The following is a 20,332-nucleotide window of genomic DNA, read 5'->3' on the forward strand; positions in this document are numbered from 1 at the left end:
ACTGCTAATAGCTAATCGCTAATGGCTGCTCTTGGAGGCAATTGACAATTAGCAATGAGCAATTAGCAATTAGCCATCCATACACTACCGATACCTCAGGACATGATATGATGCCACGCCTTGCCCCCACAATCGGCCTTATACAATCTGGGGTAGAAACCACAACTGATATCATGTCCCTTCGCAACGGTTGTGTAACTGCTAATAGCTAATCGCTAATGGCTGCTCTTGGAGGCAATTGACAATTAGCAATGAGCAATTAGCAATTAGCCATCCATACACTACCGATACCTCAGGACATGATATGATGCCACGCCTTGCCCCGACAATCTGCCTTCTACAATCTGGGGTAGAAACCCACGCCGTGCCCCCACAATAGCAGGATGAACGAGGGAGATTTTCCTATGATTTTCATCAACCCCAAAACAGATTTTGCCTGCAAAAAAATTTTTTTGTCATAGCCAAGTAAACATATTTTAATCAGTTTTTTAAATGCTCTGCTCTACGAAGGTCAGCCAAGGATTGAAGACTGGGAAATTCTCAACCCCTATTTAGCACCTAAAATCCTTGGGGTGAAAGATACCTATTTAGATGTCAAAGCCAAAATTACTGGCGACAAAACCGTAATCATCGAGATGCAGGTGCTGAACGTAGAAAGTTTTGAAAAGCGGATTTTGTATAATGCGGCTAAATCCTACTCGGTGCAACTCCAAACTGGGGAAAAGTATAGCCTACTCAATCCTGTAATTGCCCTGAATATTACAGATTTTGAAATGTTTGAACAATTTGATTTGGTTATTTCCCGCGTTTTAAAAGAAAAAGATTATTTGGTAGACTAACTGAAGGAGGAACTTGAACTGGTATTTGTCGAGTTACCCAAATTCAAAAAAGGATTGGATGAACTGGAAACACTGACAGATAAATGGATTGACTTTCTCAAAAACGCTAGAGAATTACAGGCAGTTCCAGAGGTGATGGGAATTGTCCCGGAAATTCAACAAGCGTTGGCGATCGCCAATCAAACTAACCTCAGTCCTGAAGAGTTGGAAGATTTGGAAAGACGCGAGATTTTTATCCAAGATATGCGAGGTGCGATAACTAAAGCTGTCAACCAAGGCATTCAAGAAGGCATTCAACAAGGCATTCAACAAGGTGCAAAAGATGCTCAAATTGAAATTGCCCAGCGACTGCTAAATATCCTAGATGTGGAAACAATTAGTCAAACAACAGGACTTAGCATTGAGGAAATCCAAAGCTTGAGAACGGCAGAGGGAGAATAGGCGATCGCACTGGGGTGCGATCATAAGTAATTGGTTCAGGACTTACGCAAAAAAACAAAGGGCGATCCGAAAAATCGTGGGTGATTAGTCGCGAGATTGACGCAGTGGGTTTTTGGCCCCCCGTGCGTAAGTTCTGTGGTTGAGACTGACGCGGGGACACCTTACGCGGAGAAAGGAAAAATTTTTGGCATCATACTCACCAACTATTTTAGGACTTACGCAAAGAAACAAAGTTGATATGAAAAATCGTTGGTTTGGCAACCAGAGATATGCATACCCTAGCTAGCGCGAACGACGGTCTCACCTTTGTTTCTGGTTTCGTCGTGGGTAAGTCCTGTATTTTTGACCGCACCCATCGCGCTATGCCTAAACTAGGATTGGAGTAATCCGCCGTTGAGTCCTGCGTTATGCCCTCGCCGTTTCCCGGAATGGACCCGTACTTGGAACAAGCAGTATTTTGGTCATCGTTTCACACGCGATTAATTGTAGCGATCGCAGACACTATCGCTCCCAGTCTACGCCCAAAATACTACGTGGAAGTAGAAGCACGTACCTATCTTGACGAAGCAGATGAGGATGTGTTGGTGGGAATTCCAGATGCACTAATCCTTTCCTCCAGAGCTAACTCATCTGTACTTCCAGAACCAACAGCATCGGGTACGATAGTTCAACCCCATCCCGTACAAATTATACTACCCATGCCAACAGAGATTAAAGAACGATACCTGGAAGTACGGGAAGTAGGAAGCGACGCCGTCATTACAGTAATTGAAGTTTTATCACCCAAGAATAAACGCAGGGGTGAGGGTCGAGTGGCGTATGAAAAAAAGCGACGCCAAGTATTAGGCAGTTTCTCCCATTTAGTTGAAATTGATTTGTTGCGGGGTGACTTGCCAATGACCGCGATCGGCGTCCAAACTCGAACCGATTATCGCATTATTGTTAGTCGTGCCGACAGGCGTCCTGTTGCCGATTTGTATGGGTTTGGTTTGCGAGATGCCATCCCTAGTTTCCCGCTGCCTTTAAAACCAGAAGATGAAGAATTACTGGTAGATTTGCCAACAATTTTCCATCAGGTCTGCGATCGCAGCAGCTACGATCTGCGGATCGATTATCGTCAACCAGTGCCTCCGACTGCCTTGTCTGAAGCCGATCGGCAGTGGGTAGACGCATTACTTGCACCGTTAAGAGTTTGACAGCATTATGGACGATCGGGCGCCTGGGGCAAATCCCCAAATTGCGTTCGATAGCGATCGAGTAAAGCCGCCAATTCTTCAGCTCGTTGGCGTTCTGATTCAGCTCGTTGTTCTGCTTCCGTGCGGGCGCTGATTTCTTGATGCAAAGCTGCCGCCAATTCCGAGGGAATGAGTAACTTTTCCCCCGTATCTTCCCGATAAAATCCAATCAGTTTGTCTTCTACTTCCAGTCGCAATTGCAAAGGTTCGCTGCGGCTGTCGGCAATCAGTTCGTAGCGATCGCCTCTCAAGCGATATCCCCGCAATTTCTCTTCAACCCACTCTCCTTTCGGGTCAAACAACCAATATTCTTTGACCTCCAATCTTTCGTATAAATCTTTCTTGCTCGTTCGATCTTCCTCTTGTGTTTTCTTCGAGGTCATTTCAAAAACCACTTGGGGAACTTGCCGTTCTTCCCACAGTTTGTAACTATCTCTTCCTCCCGGTTCTACATCGTAGATTACCATCACATCGGGTGCTACTCGCAATTTTGGATATCCTTGGGCGTAAAAGAGGTTTTGATTAGCTAGAACTGTAGCTCTGCGCTCTTGCAGGTACTGCTTCAACACTTCCAAGGTGGTGAGAATGGCATATAAATGGTCGTAGGTTTCAGCCAAGGGTTCTCCGTCCGAGCTAGGATAGACAATTTCGCTGGATTGGGAAGGGGTGGGTTGAGGTGGGAAGCCAACAGCAGTCATGAGAAGTTTCCCAAAGTGGTATGAATCTATTGTAGCGATTTTACCTTAGCCGATCGCGAAAATTGTGACACCGATCGCGAGCGTAATTTGGTGGGATGACAGAGATTTTTTGAGATGAATTAAACAGCTTCAATCCCCCCACAAAAGTTACCGAAAACTGAAACAACTCCAGAGATTTTGGCAGCAACTGGGTATCGAGGGTAAGTGGAATTAGTGGCTGCTGCTAATGGCAGCAATTCGTGGCAAGCAGCTACCAACTGTCATATCATGTCCTGAGGTATCGGTAGTGTATGGATGGCTAATTGCTCGCTTGCTCATTGCTAATTGTCAATTGCCAAAAGAGCAGCCATTAGCGATTAGCTATTAGCAGTTACACAACCGTTGCTCAGCGACATGATATCGTTGACCGTTGCTAAGGAATTACGACCTGTAGGGGCTTTTCTGGCAATTAGCAATTAGCAATTAGCAATTACCCAGAAAGGCCGATCATTCCGATGTAACCGGATTTGATATGATATAACGCACAATTGAGTGCTTTCACCGATAACCGTTATACGCACCCGTTGCGTACGCCAGGGTAATTACTGATGAGGCTAGCGTAAACAATTGAATAAACTACTGGTCAGTCAAGTCGCAATTACTTAGAAGTGGTGCAGGGGTATAGTCATGAAGCTATGGTGTTTGCAGGGTGTGGCGTACGCTGCATCTACTCTATTATTTCCCTATGCAGCGGCAGCGCAAATTACCCCGGATGGCAGTGTGGGGACGACGGTAACGCCCAATGTTGAGATTAAGGGAGTGGTGAGCGAAGTCATCGACGGCGGCACAGTTCGCGGCAGCAATCTCTTTCACAGCTTCAGTGAATTCAACATCAAGGACGGACAGGGGGCTTACTTCACCAATCCCCAAGGCATTACCAACATATTGACCAGAATCACAGGCAATAATCCATCCAACATCAACGGCATTTTGGGAGTATTAGGCAATGCCAATTTATTCTTACTCAACCCCAATGGGATTATTTTTGGCGCTAATGCCAAACTCGACCTCTTAGGTTCGTTTTTAGCCACAACCGCTAACAGTATCCGTTTCGCCGATGGAGTGGAATTTAGCGCCAAGAACCCATCTACATCGCCGTTGCTGACGGTGAGTGTCCCCATTGGCTTGCAGTTTGGTCAAACTCCAGGGGGGATTACCGTGCAAGCGAGTGGTCATCGCTCGCGCGGAAACATTTTTACTCCCCTCGATCGCAGCAATAATCCCATCGGGTTACAAGTTAGAGCAGGCAATACCCTGGCGCTGATTGGCGGTGAGGTCAACTTTTCCGGTGGTATTGCCGCAGTGGAGGGTGGTGGGCATCTGGAAGTGAGCGGTGTCAGCGATGGGCAAGTCAAACTCAATCCTAATGGACAGGGATGGGTGGGGGATTACTCAGTGGTGCGGCAATTCAACAATATTCATTTGGCGCAACAATCGCTTCTCGATGCAAGTGGCAGCGGGGGTTCCATCCAACTGCAAGGACGGAACATCGCTTTCACTGAGGGTTCTGCTGCCACAATCCAAAACTTTGGGGAACAATCGTTTGGGGGGATTACAGTCAATGCCACTGAGTCCCTCAATCTAACAGGGAATATAGTAGATGGTAGTTTGGGGAGTCTCATCAGAGTCGAGAATTTAGGGACAGGTCGGACAGGTAATATTACTATTTCCGCCGCGCAGCTCTCGATGCAAAACGGAGGAGGAATCTGGAATTCGACATTTACTGAAGCAGTCGGTGGTAATATTGCCATCAATGTCGCAGGTTCGATCGATGTCAATGGTTTTGTCCCCGCCGATCCAACCATTCTCTCCATGATCGTGACATTCGCATTAAACTCCGGCAACGCAGGTGATATTACAGTCTTAACTGGCAACCTGAGACTTCTAAATTCTGGCAATCTTTTCTCTACAACGATAGGCTCTGGACAAGCGGGAACGATTCGGGTCAATGCAGCCGACTCGATCGAAATTGCTGGCAATAACCCCTTCACATTCGCATCAAGTGCAATGGTTTCATCAACTATTGGCTCTGGAAATGCCAATAATATGTTCATCAATACGTCCAGATTAGTCGTTCGAGATGGTGGATTGCTAGGGTCTAGCGCCCTCGCCACGGGTTCAGCCGGTAGCGTGACGATTAATGCTTCCCAATCTGTGGAGGTCACAGGTCGAGCCACCGGATCGATCCTACCCAGCCGCATCGCCTCATTCGCGGAAATTACCGATCCAGCCTTTCAAGCTGCCTATGGACTTCCTGCCATTCCCAGCGGTGACTCTGGTTCTCTCACGATTAACACACCGTCGTTACGCATCGCAGATGGAGCATTTGTCAGCGTCAAAAATGATGGCCCTGGCAGAGCAGGGGATTTGCAGATTAACGCCAATTCGATTTCCCTTGACAATCAAGGCAGCATCACTGCATCCACTGCTTCTGGTAATGGGGGCAATATTCGCTTAAACCTGCAACAAAACCTGCTGATGCGTCGCAATAGCCTGATTTCAGCTACCGCTCTTGGCAACGGTAATGGTGGCAACCTGTGGATTAACGCACCAGTCATTGTGGGTTTAGAAAACAGCGACATTATCGCCAACGCTGTCCAAGGCAACGGCGGCAACATCCAAATTAATACCCAAAGCATCTTCGGTCTGGTAAATCGCCCCCAACTTACCCCTACTAGCGACATCACCGCCAGTTCTCAATTTGGTCTTTCCGGCACAGTTACCATTAGCAACCCAGAGGTAGAAACGCGCTCTTTTCTAGTCGAATTGCCACAAAATCTGCTTGACACTAGCGAGCAAATTACCACGGGTTGTGCCGCCGATAGGGGCAATACATTTAGCATCACGGGACGGGGTGGCTTGCCAGAAAACCCCAGTTCGGGGCTTTTAGGTCGTGCGGTTTGGTGGGATAACCGAGATTTGTCTGCTCTGAGTCAAACAGCACAAAAGTTACCGAAAACTGAAACATCTCCAGAGATTGTAGAAGCCACTGGTTGGAGAATCAATGCACAAGGTCAGGTGGAATTGGTGGCTGATGCTGCTAGTGGGAGCAATTCTTGGCAGTTACCTACCAACTGTCAGACACTGCCACTATCATCATCGGGTTTACGCAATCTGCTACGACACCTAATATCATCTCCTTAGGTATGGGTAGTGTATCGATGGCTAATTGCTAATTGCTAATTGTCAATTGCCAAAAGAGCAGCCATTAGCGATTAGCTATTAACTCAAGTTGCTAGTTATCTCTCTGGGAGCGGCTAATGGCTAATGGCTAATGGCGAGATTGGTAAAAATGCTATATTAGCAATTAGCAATTAGCAATTAGCAACGCCCTTGTTTATAACTAGCAACTTGCGTTATTAGCAGTTACACAACCGTTGCTCAGCGACATGATATCGTTGACCGTTGCTAAGGAATTACGACCTGTAGGGGCTTTTCTGGCAATTAGCAATTAGCAATTAGCAATTACCCAGAAAGGCCGATCATTCCGATGTAACCGGATTTGATATGATATAACGCACAATTAGCGGCTTTCACCGATAACCGTTGAATATACGGGAGCTGACACCAGGGTAATTACTGATGAGGTTGGCGCAAGCAATTGCATAAACTACTGCTGAGTCAAATCCCAATTAGTAGAAGTGGTACAGGTATAGTCATGAAACTATGGTGTTTGCAGGGTGTGGCGTACGCTGCATCAACTCTATTATTTTCCATTCCAGCCGCAGCGCAAATCGTCCCAGACGCAACTCTACCCGTTAATTCCATTGTCACGCCCAATGGTAACAGCCTCACCATCGATGGAGGAAGCCGCGCTGGGGGCAATTTATTCCATAGTTTTAAAGAATTTTCCCTTCCCACTGGGGGAGAAGCATTTTTTAATAATACGGTCGATGTGCAAAACATCTTCAGTCGCGTAACTGGCAGCAATATTTCTCATATCGACGGGTTAATTCGAGCCAATGGGAGGGCTAACCTATTTCTGCTCAACCCCAACGGGATAGTTTTTGGCCCCCATGCCAGGTTAAATATCGGGGGTTCATTTATCGGCAGTACTGCCAGTAGCATTAACTTTGCCGATGGGACGCAATTTAGTGCTACCAACCCAACAGTAGCACCCTTGCTCACAGTCAGCGTTCCCATTGGTTTGGGATTTGGCAGTCATCCGGGACCAATTACCGCCCAAGGAACAGGACACAACCTGACCACAACACATGCAGAACAGACACCCTATGTTGTTACAGATAGTAACACCGGACTGGGGGTGCAGCCAGGAAGGACATTAGCGTTGGTGGGTGGGAATGTGACGCTCAATGGCATGACACTGACAGCACCAGGAGGAAGAATTGAGTTAGGCAGTGTTGCAGAAGGTATAGTCGGCTTCAATCCTATTTCCCAAGAGTTTGTACTAGACTATGCTGGCGCCAACGACTTTCGAGATCTTCGACTTCAGCAGCGAAGTTTAGCAGATGTTAGCGGTGTTACTGCTGGCTCAATTCAAGTCCAAGGCAGGCAGGTTATTCTTAACGATGCCTCAGTTTTATGGTCGCAAAACCGAGGTTCTCTGCCAGGAGGAAGCATCAACGTCCGTGCTGCGGAGTCTGTCGAAATGGGCGGCTATATCCCCAGTACCCGAATTCGCAGCGGTTTGGTCAGCGAAACATTAGGAACCGGAACGAGTGGGGATATTACCGTTTCTACGCAACGACTAATTTCTAGAGGTGCTGGTGGCATCTTTAACAGAACATTTAGTCAAGGAACTGGTGGTGATGTCATTGTGAATGCCTCTGAGCTAGTAGAGTTTAGCGGATTTGTTCCCAAGGCATCCAACACCATTTCTGCCTACACCTTGTCTACCGCCAAAGCAGGAAACATCGCTATATTTGCTCGGCGATTATTTTTATCAGACGGTGGAATCATTGCCAGCACAACGTTTAATAGAGGTGCGGGCGGTAATATAACTGTCAATGCTGAAATCATAGAACTGATTGGTACTAGCAACGGTAATGGTGCTTTGTTTGCTAATAGTTTTGGGGCTGGTAATTCAGGGGATATTGCTATCAACACCCGCACTTTGATCCTTCGTAATGGTGGCAGGTTAACTACAGCCAGCTTTAGTACGGGTGATGGTGGAAATATAAATGTGAACGCCTCTGAGTCAGTAGAAGTAAGCGATCGCAATCCAATCGATGCAACCCCTAGTCGTATCCGCTCATCAGTTGCTATTGCATCTGAATCTGTGAGAAGGTTTTTTCCAGGGCTACCAGATGTTCCGAGTGGCGCATCTGGCAATCTCACTATCAACACACCAAACTTGACACTAACCGAACAGGGATTTGTCAGCGTCAGTAATGAAGGGGTGGGTAGAGGCGGAACCCTAACTGTAAATGCAGGTTCGGTAATGCTTTCCGGAAACGGTAGCTTCTCAGCAACAACCGTATCGGGTGAAGGGGGCAACATTGCGTTGCAAGCGCAGAGTTTGCAAATGCGTCGCAATAGTTCTATCACTACCACCGCTGGATTGGGAGACGGGACGGGTAACGGCGGCAACCTAACTATCAATGCCAATGTCATCGCTGCCCTGGAAAATAGCGACATCAGCGCTAATGCAGTGTTTGGTCAGGGCGGCAATATCTCTATCAGCACTTCTGGTATCTTTGGGACTCAGTTTCGTCCCCAACCGACTCCAGAAAGTGACATTACAGCCAGTTCTCAGTTTGGTCTTTCCGGTACGGTAGCAATTACTAACCTAGAAGTAGAAAATCGCTCATTCTTAGTTAAATTACCGCAAAATCTGCTTGACACTAGGGAGCAAATTACCACAGGTTGTGCTGCCGATAGGGGCAATACCTTTACCGTTACAGGTAGAGGTGGCTTGCCAGAAAACCCCAGTTCGGGGCTTTTAGGTCGTGCGGTATGGTGGGATAACAGAGATTTATCCCAGGTGAGTCAAACAGCACAAAAGTTACCTCTAACTGAAACAACTCCAGAGATTGTGGAAGCTACTGGTTTCCGAATCAATGCACAAGGTCAGGTGGAATTGGTGGCTGATGCTGCTAGCAGCAGCAATTCTTGGGTTTCCCCTACCAACTGTCAGACACTGCCACTATCATCATCGGGTTTACGCAATCTGCCACGACACCTAATATCATCTCCTCCTTAGTTAGCGGTAGTGTATCGATGGCTAATTGCTCATTGCTCATTGCTAATTGTCAATTGCCAAAAGAGCAGCCATTAGCGATTAGCTATTAACTCAAGTTGCTAGTTATCTCTCTGGGAGCGGCTAATGGCTAATGGCTAATGGCGAGATTGGTAAAAATGCTATATTAGCAATTAGCAATTAGCAATTAGCAACGCCCTTGTTTATAACTAGCAAATTGCGTTATTAGCAGTTACACAACCGTTGCTCAGGGAAATGATATCGTTTCCTTAGGCATCGGAATTACGACCTGTAGGGGCTTTTCTGGCAATTAGCAATTAGCAATTAGCAATTACCCAGAAAGGCCGATCATTCCGATGCAACCGGATTTGATATGATATAACGCACAATTAGCGGTTTTCACCGATAACCGTTGAATATACGGGAGCTGACACCAGGGTAATTACTGATGAGGTTGGCGCAAGCAATTGCATAAACTACTGCTGAGTCAAATCGCAATTAGTAGAAGTGGTGCAGGTATAGTCATGAAGCTATGGTGTTTGCAAGGTGTGGCGCTCCGCCTCACGGCAGGCGGCGCGTACGCATCGAGCCTATTATGTTCCATGCCAGTGGCAGCGCAAATTACCCCGGATGGCAGTGTGGGGACGACGGTGACGCCAAATGTTGAGATTAAGGGAGTTCTGAGCGAAGTCATCGACGGCGGCACAATCCGAGGTGCTAATTTATTCCACAGCTTCAGCCAATTCCATATTCAAAACGGCAGGGGAGCCTACTTCACCAACCCAGAGGGAATTACCAACATATTCAGTAGAATCACAGGCAATAATCCTGCCAACATCAACGGCATTTTGGGAGTATTAGGCAATGCCAACCTATTCTTACTCAACCCCAATGGCATTATTTTTGGAGCCAATGCCAAACTCGACCTCTTAGGTTCGTTTTTTGGCACAACCGCTAACAGCATTCGTTTCGCCGATGGAGTGGAATTTAGCGCCAAGAACCCATCTACATCGCCGTTGCTGACGGTGAGTGTCCCGATTGGCTTGCAGTTTGGGCAAAATCCGGGCAGAATTACCGTGCAAGGGAGCGGACATCGCATCACCGGCGGAGTCTTTAGCCCCATAAATCGCAGCAATAATCCCATCGGGTTACAAGTCAGAGCAGGGAATACCCTGGCGCTGATTGGCGGTGAGGTGAACTTCTCTGGTGGCATTGCCGCAGTGGATGGTGGTGGGCATCTGGAAGTGGGCAGTGTCAGCGATGGGGAGGTGAGACTCAATCCTACTCTTGCGGGATGGACTGGGGATTACTCAGCAGTGCGGCAATTCAACAATATTCATCTGGCACAACAATCCCTGCTCGACGCGAGCGGCAGTAGTGATTCGATCCAATTACAAGGACGGAATATTAGTTTAACTGAAGGTTCTGCTGCTTTGATCCAAAACTTGGGAGCGCAACCGTCTGGGGGAATTACAGTTAATGCCACGGAGTCCCTTAAGCTGACGGGGAATACACCCGATAGTAGCCAGGGTAGTCTAATCAGAATCGAGAATTTAGGGACAGCTCAGACGGGCGATATTACCATCAAAGCAGCGCAGCTATCCGTGCAAAATGGAGGACAAATCTGGAATCTGGCGTTTACTGAAGCACCTGGTGGTAATATTACAGTCAATGTCGCAGACTCGATCGATGTCGATGGTTTTGCCCCCGCCAATCCAAGCGTTACGTCCGCGATCTTCACGATCGCAAGGAACTCCGGCAACGCAGGTAATATTACAGTCTCGACTGATAAGCTGAGACTTCACAATTCTGGCAATCTTAGCTCTACAACTGTAGGTTCTGGACAGGCGGGAACGATTCGGGTCAATGGGAAAGACTCGATCGAAATCGCTGGCAATAACCCCATCACCTTGACACCGAGTGCAATGGCTTCAGCAACGAGCGGTTCTGGAAATGCCAACAACACCTTGATCAATACGTCCAGATTAGTCGTTCGAGATGGTGGATTGCTAGGGTCTAGCAGCCTCGCTGCGGGTTCAGCCGGTAGCGTGACGATTAATGCTTCCCAATCTGTGGAGGTCAGAGGTAGAGCCACCGGATCGATCCTACCTAGCCGCATCGCCTCATTCGCGGAAATTACCGATCCCGCTTTTCAAGCTGCCTTTGGACTTCCTGCCATTCCCAGTGGTAACGCCGGTTCTCTCACGATTAACACACCGTCGTTACGCATCGCAGATGGAGCATTTGTCAGCGTCAAAAATGATGGCCCTGGCAGAGCAGGGGATTTGCAGATTAACGCCAATTCGATTTCCCTTGACAATCAAGGCAGCATCACTGCATCCACTGCTTCTGGTAATGGGGGCAATATTCGCTTAAACCTGCAACAAAACCTGCTGATGCGTCGCAATAGCCTGATTTCAGCTACCGCTCTTGGCAACGGTAATGGTGGCAACCTGTGGATTAACGCACCAGTCATTGTGGGTTTAGAAAACAGCGACATCATCGCCAACGCCTTCCAAGGCAACGGCGGCAATATTCAAATTAATACCCAAAGCATCTTCGGTCTGGTAAATCGCCCCCAACTTACCTCTGGTAGTGACATCACCGCCAGTTCTCAATTTGGTCTTTCCGGCACAGTTACTATTAGCAACCCAGAGGTAGAAACGCGCTCTTTTCTAGTCGAATTGCCACAAAATCTGCTTGACACTAGGGAGCAAATTACCACGGGTTGTGCCGCCGATAGGGGCAATACCTTTAGCATCACGGGACGGGGTGGCTTGCCAGAAAACCCCAGTTCGGGGCTTTTAGGTCGTGCGGTTTGGTGGGATAACCGAGATTTGTCTGCTCTGGGTCAAACTGCGTCCCTACCTGCACAAAATGTACCCAAATCTGAACCATCAACGGAAATTGTTGAAGCAACTGGCTGGGTAATTAACGCTCGGGGTCAGGTAGAGTTGGTGGCGCAAAATCCTCATCCAATTCCTGGGTATAATGCGCCTAATTGTCGTCCTCTTGTTGCTAAGTAATTGTGGGGTGAAAATGCGATTAAAAAAATTACTTCTGCACGTAGGGTTGGGATTGCTAACGTTGGTGGTGGCGAACGCGCTCTCCCCCTCCCCATCCCGCAGCTACGATCTTCCCCCCAACCTGCCGCTAATTCAAACGAGTACCGATGCCCGCAGTTTACTGCAACAAGGGCGCGCTCAAGCCGATGCAGGGCGCTTCAGCGAGGCGGCGAGACTTTGGCAACAAGCGGCATCTGAGTATCGTCAGCAGGGCGACAAGCTGCAAGAAGCAATGAGTTTAAGCTATCTATCTTTCGCTTATTTGCAGTTAGGGCAACTCCCCCAGGCAATCGCAGCGATGCAACAATCTCAAACTTTATTGCAACAAGCCTCCAACCAACCTGGAGCTACAGTTATTTTAGCGCAAGCCCTCAATACCTTTGGCAGCATTCAACTAGCAATGGGGCAAACAGAAGCCGCGCTACAAACCTGGGAAAATGCCGCAAATAATTACGATTTTGCCAGGGATGAAGTCGGGAAATTGGGAGCAATAATTAATCAGTCTCAAGCTTTACAAACTTTGGGATTGTATCGTCGGGCGCAAGCACTTTTAGAACAAGTCAACCAACAATTGCAATCTCAAAGCGATACTTTAATTAAAGCAACCGGATTGCGGAGTTTGGGCGTTGCTTTGCAAGTCGTAGGCAACTTAGAGCGGTCGCAAGAAGTCTTGCAGCAAAGTTTGGCGATTAGTCAAAAATTAGGATCAGATGCTGCTACCAGCGCCGCCTTATTTAGTTTGGGCAATACCAACCGCGCCCAAGAAAACTTCGATGCAGCAATTGAATTTTATCGCCAAGCCGCAGCCAAAGCAACGACACCCCTTGACAAAACCGAAGCTTTACTATCTCAATTGAAAACTCTAGTACAACAGCAACAGTGGGAAGAAGCGAAAGCATTGCTACCCCAAATTAAACAAGCGATCGCAAATTTACCCCCCAGTCGCATGTCGGTTTACGCTGTGGTTAATTTCGCCCAAAGTTGGATAAAGATAGCGCAGGTGAGCCAAAGTGTAGGGGCGGGTTTTACCAACCAATCGCCGCATCCACGAGATATCTCGTTAAACCCGCCCCAAAGCGCATCCTCCTATCACCAATTAGCAATTAGCAATTACCAAGAAATTGCTCAACTATTAGCCAAAGCCATCCAACAAGCTAAACAACTCAACGATAAGCGAGCCGAAGCTTATGCACTTGGCGAGTTAGGGAAAGTTTATCAACTAACCGGACAGTTAGCAGAAGCGCAAAGTTTAACCGAACAGGCGCTATTAATTGCTAATGGAATTTCAGCGGAAGAAATTGCCGCTCAGATGCAAGCACAATTGGGGGAAATTCTCAAATATAGGGGGGATATTAATGGCTCGATCGCAGCTTACACCAACGCCGTTAAAACCCTCAATACTATTCGCCGCGACTTGGTAGCAATGAACCCCGAAGTTCAGTTTTCTTTCCTCGACAGCGTCGAACCAGTCTATCGCGAACTCATCGATTTATTGCTACAACCCCCCCTTGATAAGGGGGCAGATCAAAAAAACCTAAAACAAGCCCTTGAAGTAATAGAAGGACTCCAAATTGCAGAATTAGATAATTTCTTTCGGCAAGCTTGTTTAGATGGCAAACCGCAGCAAATCGATAAAATCGATCCAAGAGCGGCAGTTATCTATCCCATGATTTTAAAAGACCGCATCGAAGTTATATTGTCACTTCCGGGAAAACGGCTACGCAATTATAAAACCTACTTACCCCAAGCGGAAATAGAAAGAAACCTCAAGAAATTGAGAGGTTTTTTAAGCTTATCTGCTGCCACACCAGAGCATTTAAGCCTTTACGGTACGCTTTATGACTGGTTAATTAGACCTGCCCAAACCGAGATCGCAGAAAGTGGGGTAAAAACCTTAGTCTTTGTCATCAATGGTTCCTTGCGAAATCTGCCAATGGCGGCACTCTACGACGGTCAACAATATTTAATTGAAAAGTATAGCATCGCTTTCGCTCCCGGCTTGCAGTTACTAGAACCCCACCCCCTGGCTACAAGACAAATTAAAACTTTAATTGGTGGTTTAAGCGAAGCTCGTCAAGGTTTTATTGCTCTACCAGGCGTGCAATCAGAAGTCGATTTAATTACCAGAAAAGTTTCTTCTGAAGTTTTGCTCAATCAAAAATTTACCAGTCATTCTTTGAAGCGAACTTTATCAGAAACAAAGACACCCGTTTTGCATTTAGCCACCCACGGGCAGTTTAGTTCTAAAATAGAAGAAACGTTTATTTTAACCTGGGATGGCAAGCTTAACGTGGCTGAATTGTCAGAGGTTATAGGGCGCAGAAATGAAACGATTTCTGACCCGATCGAACTATTAGTTTTGAGCGCTTGTCAAACGGCTAAAGGGGATAAGCGAGCAGTTTTGGGATTAGCTGGACTCGCAGTAAAAAGCGGCGCACGTTCTACAATGGCAACTTTGTGGTCAGTTAACGACGAATCCACCGCTGATTTTATGGCTGAATTTTACAAGCAGCTAGCTAAACCAGATAGCGCTAAATCTGAAGCGTTGCGTCAAGCTCAATTATTTCTGTTAAAACAACCAAAGTACAACCATCCTTTTTACTGGGCACCCTTTGTTTTGGTTGGGAATTGGTTGTGAGTTTTTTGCTCATTGCTAATGGCTAATGGCTAATGGAAAAAATTACCCCCCCCGCCGAAACCATTGTGATAGAAAACCTTTTGCTTCTACCCAAATCTTGACGCCGCAATGCTTTTGCCCTACCCGAGCGCCCATTACCGATTTCCCATTCGCAAACTTGTGCTTTTTAGAACAGTTAATTGCGAAAAAACACTGATGGCTGGTTAAGTTAGCAGTGGTTAAGTTGTAATGGGATTATTATCATCCCAAAAAGTGAATCAGAGCTGAATAGAAAATTTTAACATGAAAAACCAACGATTTTCTATGTTGACAACTACTTTGCTCCTGACTAGCTGGTCAGTGTCAGTCTGCCTCGGAGCAAGTGCGGTAACCTTTTCCACGCCGAAAGGCGTATCTAGCGCTCCTCGCCAGGAAACGACGGGGGGAGCGACTCGTAACAACGGTGCTTGCTTGAGTAATGCGCTCGCATCCAAAGATACAGTAACACCCTTAATTCCTAACACCAGTTTGGGATTAACTGTATCCGAGCGACCTACCTTTTTTGTCTACGTGCCTAAAACAACAGCGAAAGAAGCTACCTTTACTCTCCAAGATGCTGATCGAAATCTGATTTACCGCACAAAAGTAGCCCTAAGCGAAACTGGAGGTGTGATTCGCATCACTGTGCCAGAAACGGTGAAAGCGCTAGAAATAGACAATGATTATCGGTGGGTAGTGGAAATCCACTGCATCGCCGATTTAGATCCGGACAATCCTTTTGCTGAGGGGTGGCTGCGCCGCACATCAGTCAATGCCAATTTGGCTGGTAAACTAGAAACAGCCAAGACATCTCTAGAGCGTGCAATTGCCTATTCCCAAGAGGGAATTTGGTACGAAGCTCTAGCAAATATGGCTGACGCCTTGCGATCGCAACCTCAAGACTCAACTTTGATTAAGAGTTGGGAAGAATTTTTAACCTCGGTGGGATTGCAAGCGATCGCAAAAAGACCGCTAACGCTGTAATATGCAAAATCCTAGTTGCGCTGACCCTATTGAATGCTAAAGCGCAACTAAATAATCTATACTTTATATCTTATTCTCCCCTTGTCCCTTTCCCTCTATCCAAGCGCCGCGATCCAGTGCAAGCAAAACATCTTATGTGGCTAAAGGAAAAATTTTTACAGGGGTGCAAGCGATATGCAAGAGTCATCGCTACAGCGATAACTGTAGCGGGACTCGTCATAGTGGGGGATAAAGCGGAATTATTTCAGATTTTAGAATGGGGGACTACGGATAGATTTTTTCGCCTGCGTCCGGCTGAACCCGTAGATTCCCGTATTACTATAGTCGAAATTACAGAATCCGATATCAAGCGACTCAGACAATGGCCCATGCCTGATATTATCTTAGCCAAGTTAATTGACAAGATTAAGGAGCAACAGCCAGCGGTCATTGGCTTAGATATTTATCGAGATTTACCTGTAGGTCCCGGATATAGTCAACTGACTGAGGTGATGAATAATACCCCAAACCTCATAGGGGTCGAAAAAATTTTGGGGCAAGCCGTCGCGCCGCCGCCGATTTTACACGCTCGCGGTCAAGTAGCGATCGCCGATTTCGTACCCGATAGCGATGGGAAAATCCGCCGCGCGTTATTGTCAGCAGAAGATGGTGCGGGAAAATCTAAACTGTCCCTGGGAGCGCTTTCGGCGCTGATGTATTTAGAAACAAAAGGGATGACGCCCAAAAAGGTGGATGGGGAAAAAATTCATCTGCAATTGGGTCGAGCTTTGTTTAAACCTTTAACGGGTAATGAGGGAAACTACAAAACAGATATTATCGGCGGTTATCAAATATTAATGAACTATCGCGGGATGCGATCGCAATTCCAAATCGTCTCGCTCACCGATGTTTTGTCAAACCAAATACCCCCAGATTTAATGGTAGCGCGCATTGTCTTGATCGGCGTCACCGCCAAAAGTCTCAACGATTTCAGTTACACCCCTTATGATTCCCGCCTCGAGGGAGTTTTAATTCACGCCAACTTATCCAGCCAAATATTAAGTGCAGCGATTGACGGGCGTCCTTTGTTAGAACCTTGGTCCCATTCAATCGAATATTTATGGATTTTTTTCTGGTCTTATATTGGGGCAACCGGAAGTTGGATATTGCTCCAAATCAATCAATCCCACAACAAAATTATTGGACTGGGTAGAGTCGTTGAAGGAATTATTTGTGCAGCACTTTTTCTGGTTTTAATATCGTATCTAGTTTTCTTGACTGGCTGGGTGATTCCGGTAGTTCCCCCCTTAATAGCAATGGCAGTTTCTGCCATTGCTATGACCAACTACTACCAAATTTGGCGCTTGAAACAAGCCAACGCACAACTGACAAACTACTCCAAAACCCTAGAACAGCGAGTCGAAGAACGCACCGCCGAACTCCAAGCCGCTAAACTAGCAGCAGATACCGCCAATAGTGCCAAAAGCGAATTTCTCGCTAACATGAGCCACGAACTTCGCACCCCTCTTAACGGCATTTTGGGATACGCACAAATCCTGCAACGCTCAAAAAAACTTCAAAAAAAGGAAAAAGAAGGGATTGATATCATTTACCAGTGCGGCTCCCACTTGCTGACCTTAATCAACGATATCTTAGACTTGTCTAAAATAGAAGCAAGAAAATTAGAACTGCATCCGACGGATTTTAACTTTCACAACTTTATCACTGGCGTAGCAGAAATTTGCCGTATCAAAGCCGACCAAAAAGGCATTCAATTTATTTCACCCAATTTATCTATACTTCCCTTGTGGGTCAAAGCAGACGAAAAACGGCTGAGACAAGTATTAATCAACTTACTAGGGAATGCCATCAAATTTACCGACAAAGGAAGCGTCACCTTTAAAGTAGAAGTAATCGGTAAGGGAACGAATTATAACCAATTACCAATTACCCAAATCCGCTTTTCAATTGAAGATACCGGCATCGGCATGAGCGAAGAACAATTAGAAAATATCTTTTTACCATTCGAGCAATTCGGAGATAAATCGCGTCAGGCAGAAGGCACGGGATTAGGATTAGCAATTACCCAAAAAATTGTGAATTTAATGGGCAGCAAAATCGAAGTTTGTAGTCGTTTAGGTGAAGGGAGTATTTTTGGGGTTGATTTAGAACTGCCCCTAGCCGTGGGTAGGAAAACAAACTACCCGGAAAGGCGCGATAAAATTAGGGTAATTAAAGGTGAAAAACCAAGCATTTTGATAGTAGACGATGGTTTAGAAAACCGTTCGTTTCTCGTCAACGTACTTGAAGCAATCGGTTTTGCTACAATTGAGGCTACCAACGGTCAAGAAGGACTCGATGTGGCGACCAAGTCGGCACCAGATTTGATTATTACTGACTTGGCTATGCCAGTTATGGATGGATTGGAAATGATTGAACAAATCCGCAAAGATTCCCAATTTCAAGAGCGAGCAATTATTGTTTCTTCTGCCAGCGTTTTTGAGATAGATCGGCAAAAAAGTTTGTCGGCAGGAGCCAATGAATTTTTGCCAAAACCCGTGCAAGTTGACGAATTATTGAGGATGTTGGAAAAATATTTGAACCTGGAATGGATATACGAGGAAGAGTCAGATTCTTCGGCGAAGAAACAAGACACAAGTTTGAGCGGTGAAGAAATCGTCTCTGCTGCCATACTTGCTCCCGAAAAAGCTGAATTATTAAACTTGTATGACCTAGCCAGGATGGGGAATCTTCAAGGAATAGAAGAGGCATGTAAAAAGCTAGAACAAAAAGATGCAAACTATGCCCCCTTTGCCACTGAATTGCGGCAGTTAGCGTCAAGTTTTGCTCTAGAAAAAATAGAAGAATTCATCAAAAATTTTATAGATAAATAAAAGGAGCCGCAATGAATACTAAAATTTTGCTAGTTGACGATAATCCCACCAATTTAAAAGTGTTGTCGGGAGCAATGGCAGAGTCTGGGTGGACTATCCTAGTAGCCACGGATGGCGAAAGGGCATTGAAGCAGGCAGAATATGCCCTTCCAGACTTGATTTTACTCGATGTGATGATGCCGGGAATTAATGGGTTTGAAACTTGCGTGAAGCTCAAAAGTAACCCGAAAACTCAAGAAATTCCAGTGATTTTTATCACCGCATTAGACGAGGCTGTTGATAAAGTCAAAGGGTTAAGTTTAGGAGCAGTAGATTATATCACAAAACCCTTTCAACAAGAAGAAGTTTTAGCACGCGTAGGGGTGCATCTTAAACTGCGCGCTCTAAGTAAAAAGCTATCAGAACAAAACGAGCGGCTGGAGAAAGAAGTAGAAGAGCGCACAGCTAAACTCAAACAAGCTCTCCTCGATTTACAGCAATCTCAGCTTCAGTTAGTACAAAATGAAAAGATGGCTACTCTCGGTCAATTAGTCGCTGGAGTTGCCCATGAAATTAACAATCCTGTAGGCTTCATCGCTGGCAATCTCACCCAAGCAGATCAAGATATACAAAATTTACTTAACCTCATTCATCTTTATCAATCTGAGTATCCCAATTGCTCAGACAAGATTGCCGCTTTTATTGATGAAATAGATCTGGAATTCTTGAGCGAAGACTTGCCAAAAATGATTGCATCCATGCAGGAAGGTACGGAACGGATACGCAATATCAGTACTTCTTTAAAAACCTTCTCTCGCTTAGATTCTCACTGTTTGGTAGAGTTTAACGTCCACGAGGGAATTGATAGTACCTTAGTGATATTGAGACACCGGATCAAAGCTAACGAACAGCGTCCTGAAATAGAGGTGGTGCGCGATTATGGAGAAGTTCCGGAAATTAAGTGTTATCCCGGTCAGTTAAATCAGGTATTTATGAACATCCTGAGCAATGCGATTGATGCCATTGATGAATCAAATAAGGGACGTTCCTATCAAGAAATCGCAGCCAACCCCAATCGGATTTTGATTCGGACTTCTGTAGAAAAATCCAGTCTGGTTATTTTAATTAAAGATAATGGCTGCGGTATGAGCGAGTCAGTCCGCAACCAGGTGTTCGACCACTTGTTCACGACGAAGGCTGTGGGGCGAGGAACTGGCTTGGGATTATCTATTTCTCGTCAGATTATAGAAGAGAAACACGGGGGGCAGCTTAGTTGTAAGTCCGTACTGGGAGAAGGAACTGAATTTATCATTGAGCTGCCGATTTAATTCTTTAGATAGATGGAGGATGAAGAAGAAAAGGC

The 20,332-nt window shown here is 46.1% G+C and carries 9 protein-coding genes and 1 pseudogene; 9 read left to right on the forward strand and 1 reads right to left on the reverse strand.

The window, feature by feature from the left end; all coding sequences use genetic code 11:
- Positions 1-404 precede the first annotated feature (404 nt).
- Both MiSe_RS34000 and MiSe_RS34005 read left to right on the forward strand, forming a co-directional pair.
- A pseudogene (locus MiSe_RS34000) lies at positions 405-1,280 on the forward strand (Rpn family recombination-promoting nuclease/putative transposase).
- Positions 1,281-1,708: 428 nt separating this feature from the next.
- The gene (locus MiSe_RS34005; RefSeq protein WP_444980593.1) at positions 1,709-2,476 is read left to right on the forward strand and encodes a DUF4058 family protein; all 768 of its coding nucleotides are present in this window, start codon (positions 1,709-1,711) and stop codon (positions 2,474-2,476) included.
- A gap of 5 nt (positions 2,477-2,481) precedes the next feature.
- Here MiSe_RS34005 and MiSe_RS34010 read toward each other — a convergent pair whose 3' ends face one another.
- The gene (locus tag MiSe_RS34010; RefSeq protein ID WP_226588471.1) at positions 2,482-3,213 is read right to left on the reverse strand and encodes a Uma2 family endonuclease; all 732 of its coding nucleotides are present in this window, start codon (positions 3,211-3,213) and stop codon (positions 2,482-2,484) included.
- Between the two features lie 666 nt (positions 3,214-3,879).
- Between MiSe_RS34010 and MiSe_RS34015 the strand changes: the two genes are divergently transcribed.
- The 7 genes from MiSe_RS34015 to MiSe_RS34045 all read left to right on the forward strand — a co-directional run bounded on the left by MiSe_RS34015 (position 3,880) and on the right by MiSe_RS34045 (position 20,297).
- A complete protein-coding gene (locus MiSe_RS34015) occupies positions 3,880-6,396 on the forward strand; it encodes a two-partner secretion domain-containing protein (RefSeq protein WP_226588472.1) in 2,517 nt (838 codons plus the stop codon).
- Positions 6,397-6,910: 514 nt separating this feature from the next.
- The gene (locus MiSe_RS34020) at positions 6,911-9,415 is read left to right on the forward strand and encodes a beta strand repeat-containing protein (RefSeq protein WP_226588474.1); all 2,505 of its coding nucleotides are present in this window, start codon (positions 6,911-6,913) and stop codon (positions 9,413-9,415) included.
- 521 nt (positions 9,416-9,936) lie between these two features.
- Complete coding sequence (locus MiSe_RS34025; protein WP_226588476.1) at positions 9,937-12,438, forward strand: beta strand repeat-containing protein; 2,502 nt, start codon at positions 9,937-9,939, stop codon at positions 12,436-12,438.
- A gap of 13 nt (positions 12,439-12,451) precedes the next feature.
- Positions 12,452-15,115 carry a CHAT domain-containing protein gene (locus MiSe_RS34030; protein ID WP_226588478.1) on the forward strand — a complete coding sequence of 888 codons (2,664 nt, stop codon included), beginning with the start codon at positions 12,452-12,454 and terminating at the stop codon, positions 15,113-15,115.
- A gap of 303 nt (positions 15,116-15,418) precedes the next feature.
- The gene (locus MiSe_RS34035) at positions 15,419-16,117 is read left to right on the forward strand and encodes a DUF928 domain-containing protein (protein WP_226588480.1); all 699 of its coding nucleotides are present in this window, start codon (positions 15,419-15,421) and stop codon (positions 16,115-16,117) included.
- Between the two features lie 134 nt (positions 16,118-16,251).
- The gene (locus MiSe_RS34040) at positions 16,252-18,990 is read left to right on the forward strand and encodes a CHASE2 domain-containing protein (protein WP_226588482.1); all 2,739 of its coding nucleotides are present in this window, start codon (positions 16,252-16,254) and stop codon (positions 18,988-18,990) included.
- 11 nt (positions 18,991-19,001) lie between these two features.
- Complete coding sequence (locus MiSe_RS34045) at positions 19,002-20,297, forward strand: hybrid sensor histidine kinase/response regulator (protein WP_226588484.1); 1,296 nt, start codon at positions 19,002-19,004, stop codon at positions 20,295-20,297.
- Positions 20,298-20,332: the final 35 nt, after the last annotated feature.

Source organism: Microseira wollei NIES-4236, assembly GCF_020521235.1.
GTDB classification, from domain to species: domain Bacteria; phylum Cyanobacteriota; class Cyanobacteriia; order Cyanobacteriales; family Aerosakkonemataceae; genus Microseira; species Microseira wollei.

Excerpts from the sequence above, each read along its gene's own strand:
- MiSe_RS34015 (WP_226588472.1), top strand. The coding sequence starts at position 3,880 with ATGAAGCTATGGTGTTTGCAGGGTGTGGCGTACGCTGCATCTACTCTA.
- MiSe_RS34030 (WP_226588478.1), top strand. The coding sequence starts at position 12,452 with ATGCGATTAAAAAAATTACTTCTGCACGTAGGGTTGGGATTGCTAACG.
- MiSe_RS34045 (WP_226588484.1), top strand. The coding sequence starts at position 19,002 with ATGAATACTAAAATTTTGCTAGTTGACGATAATCCCACCAATTTAAAA.
- MiSe_RS34005 (WP_444980593.1), top strand. The coding sequence starts at position 1,709 with ATGGACCCGTACTTGGAACAAGCAGTATTTTGGTCATCGTTTCACACG.
- MiSe_RS34025 (WP_226588476.1), top strand. The coding sequence starts at position 9,937 with ATGAAGCTATGGTGTTTGCAAGGTGTGGCGCTCCGCCTCACGGCAGGC.
- MiSe_RS34040 (WP_226588482.1), top strand. The coding sequence starts at position 16,252 with ATGTGGCTAAAGGAAAAATTTTTACAGGGGTGCAAGCGATATGCAAGA.
- MiSe_RS34035 (WP_226588480.1), top strand. The coding sequence starts at position 15,419 with ATGTTGACAACTACTTTGCTCCTGACTAGCTGGTCAGTGTCAGTCTGC.
- MiSe_RS34010 (WP_226588471.1), bottom strand. The coding sequence starts at position 3,213 with ATGACTGCTGTTGGCTTCCCACCTCAACCCACCCCTTCCCAATCCAGC.
- MiSe_RS34020 (WP_226588474.1), top strand. The coding sequence starts at position 6,911 with ATGAAACTATGGTGTTTGCAGGGTGTGGCGTACGCTGCATCAACTCTA.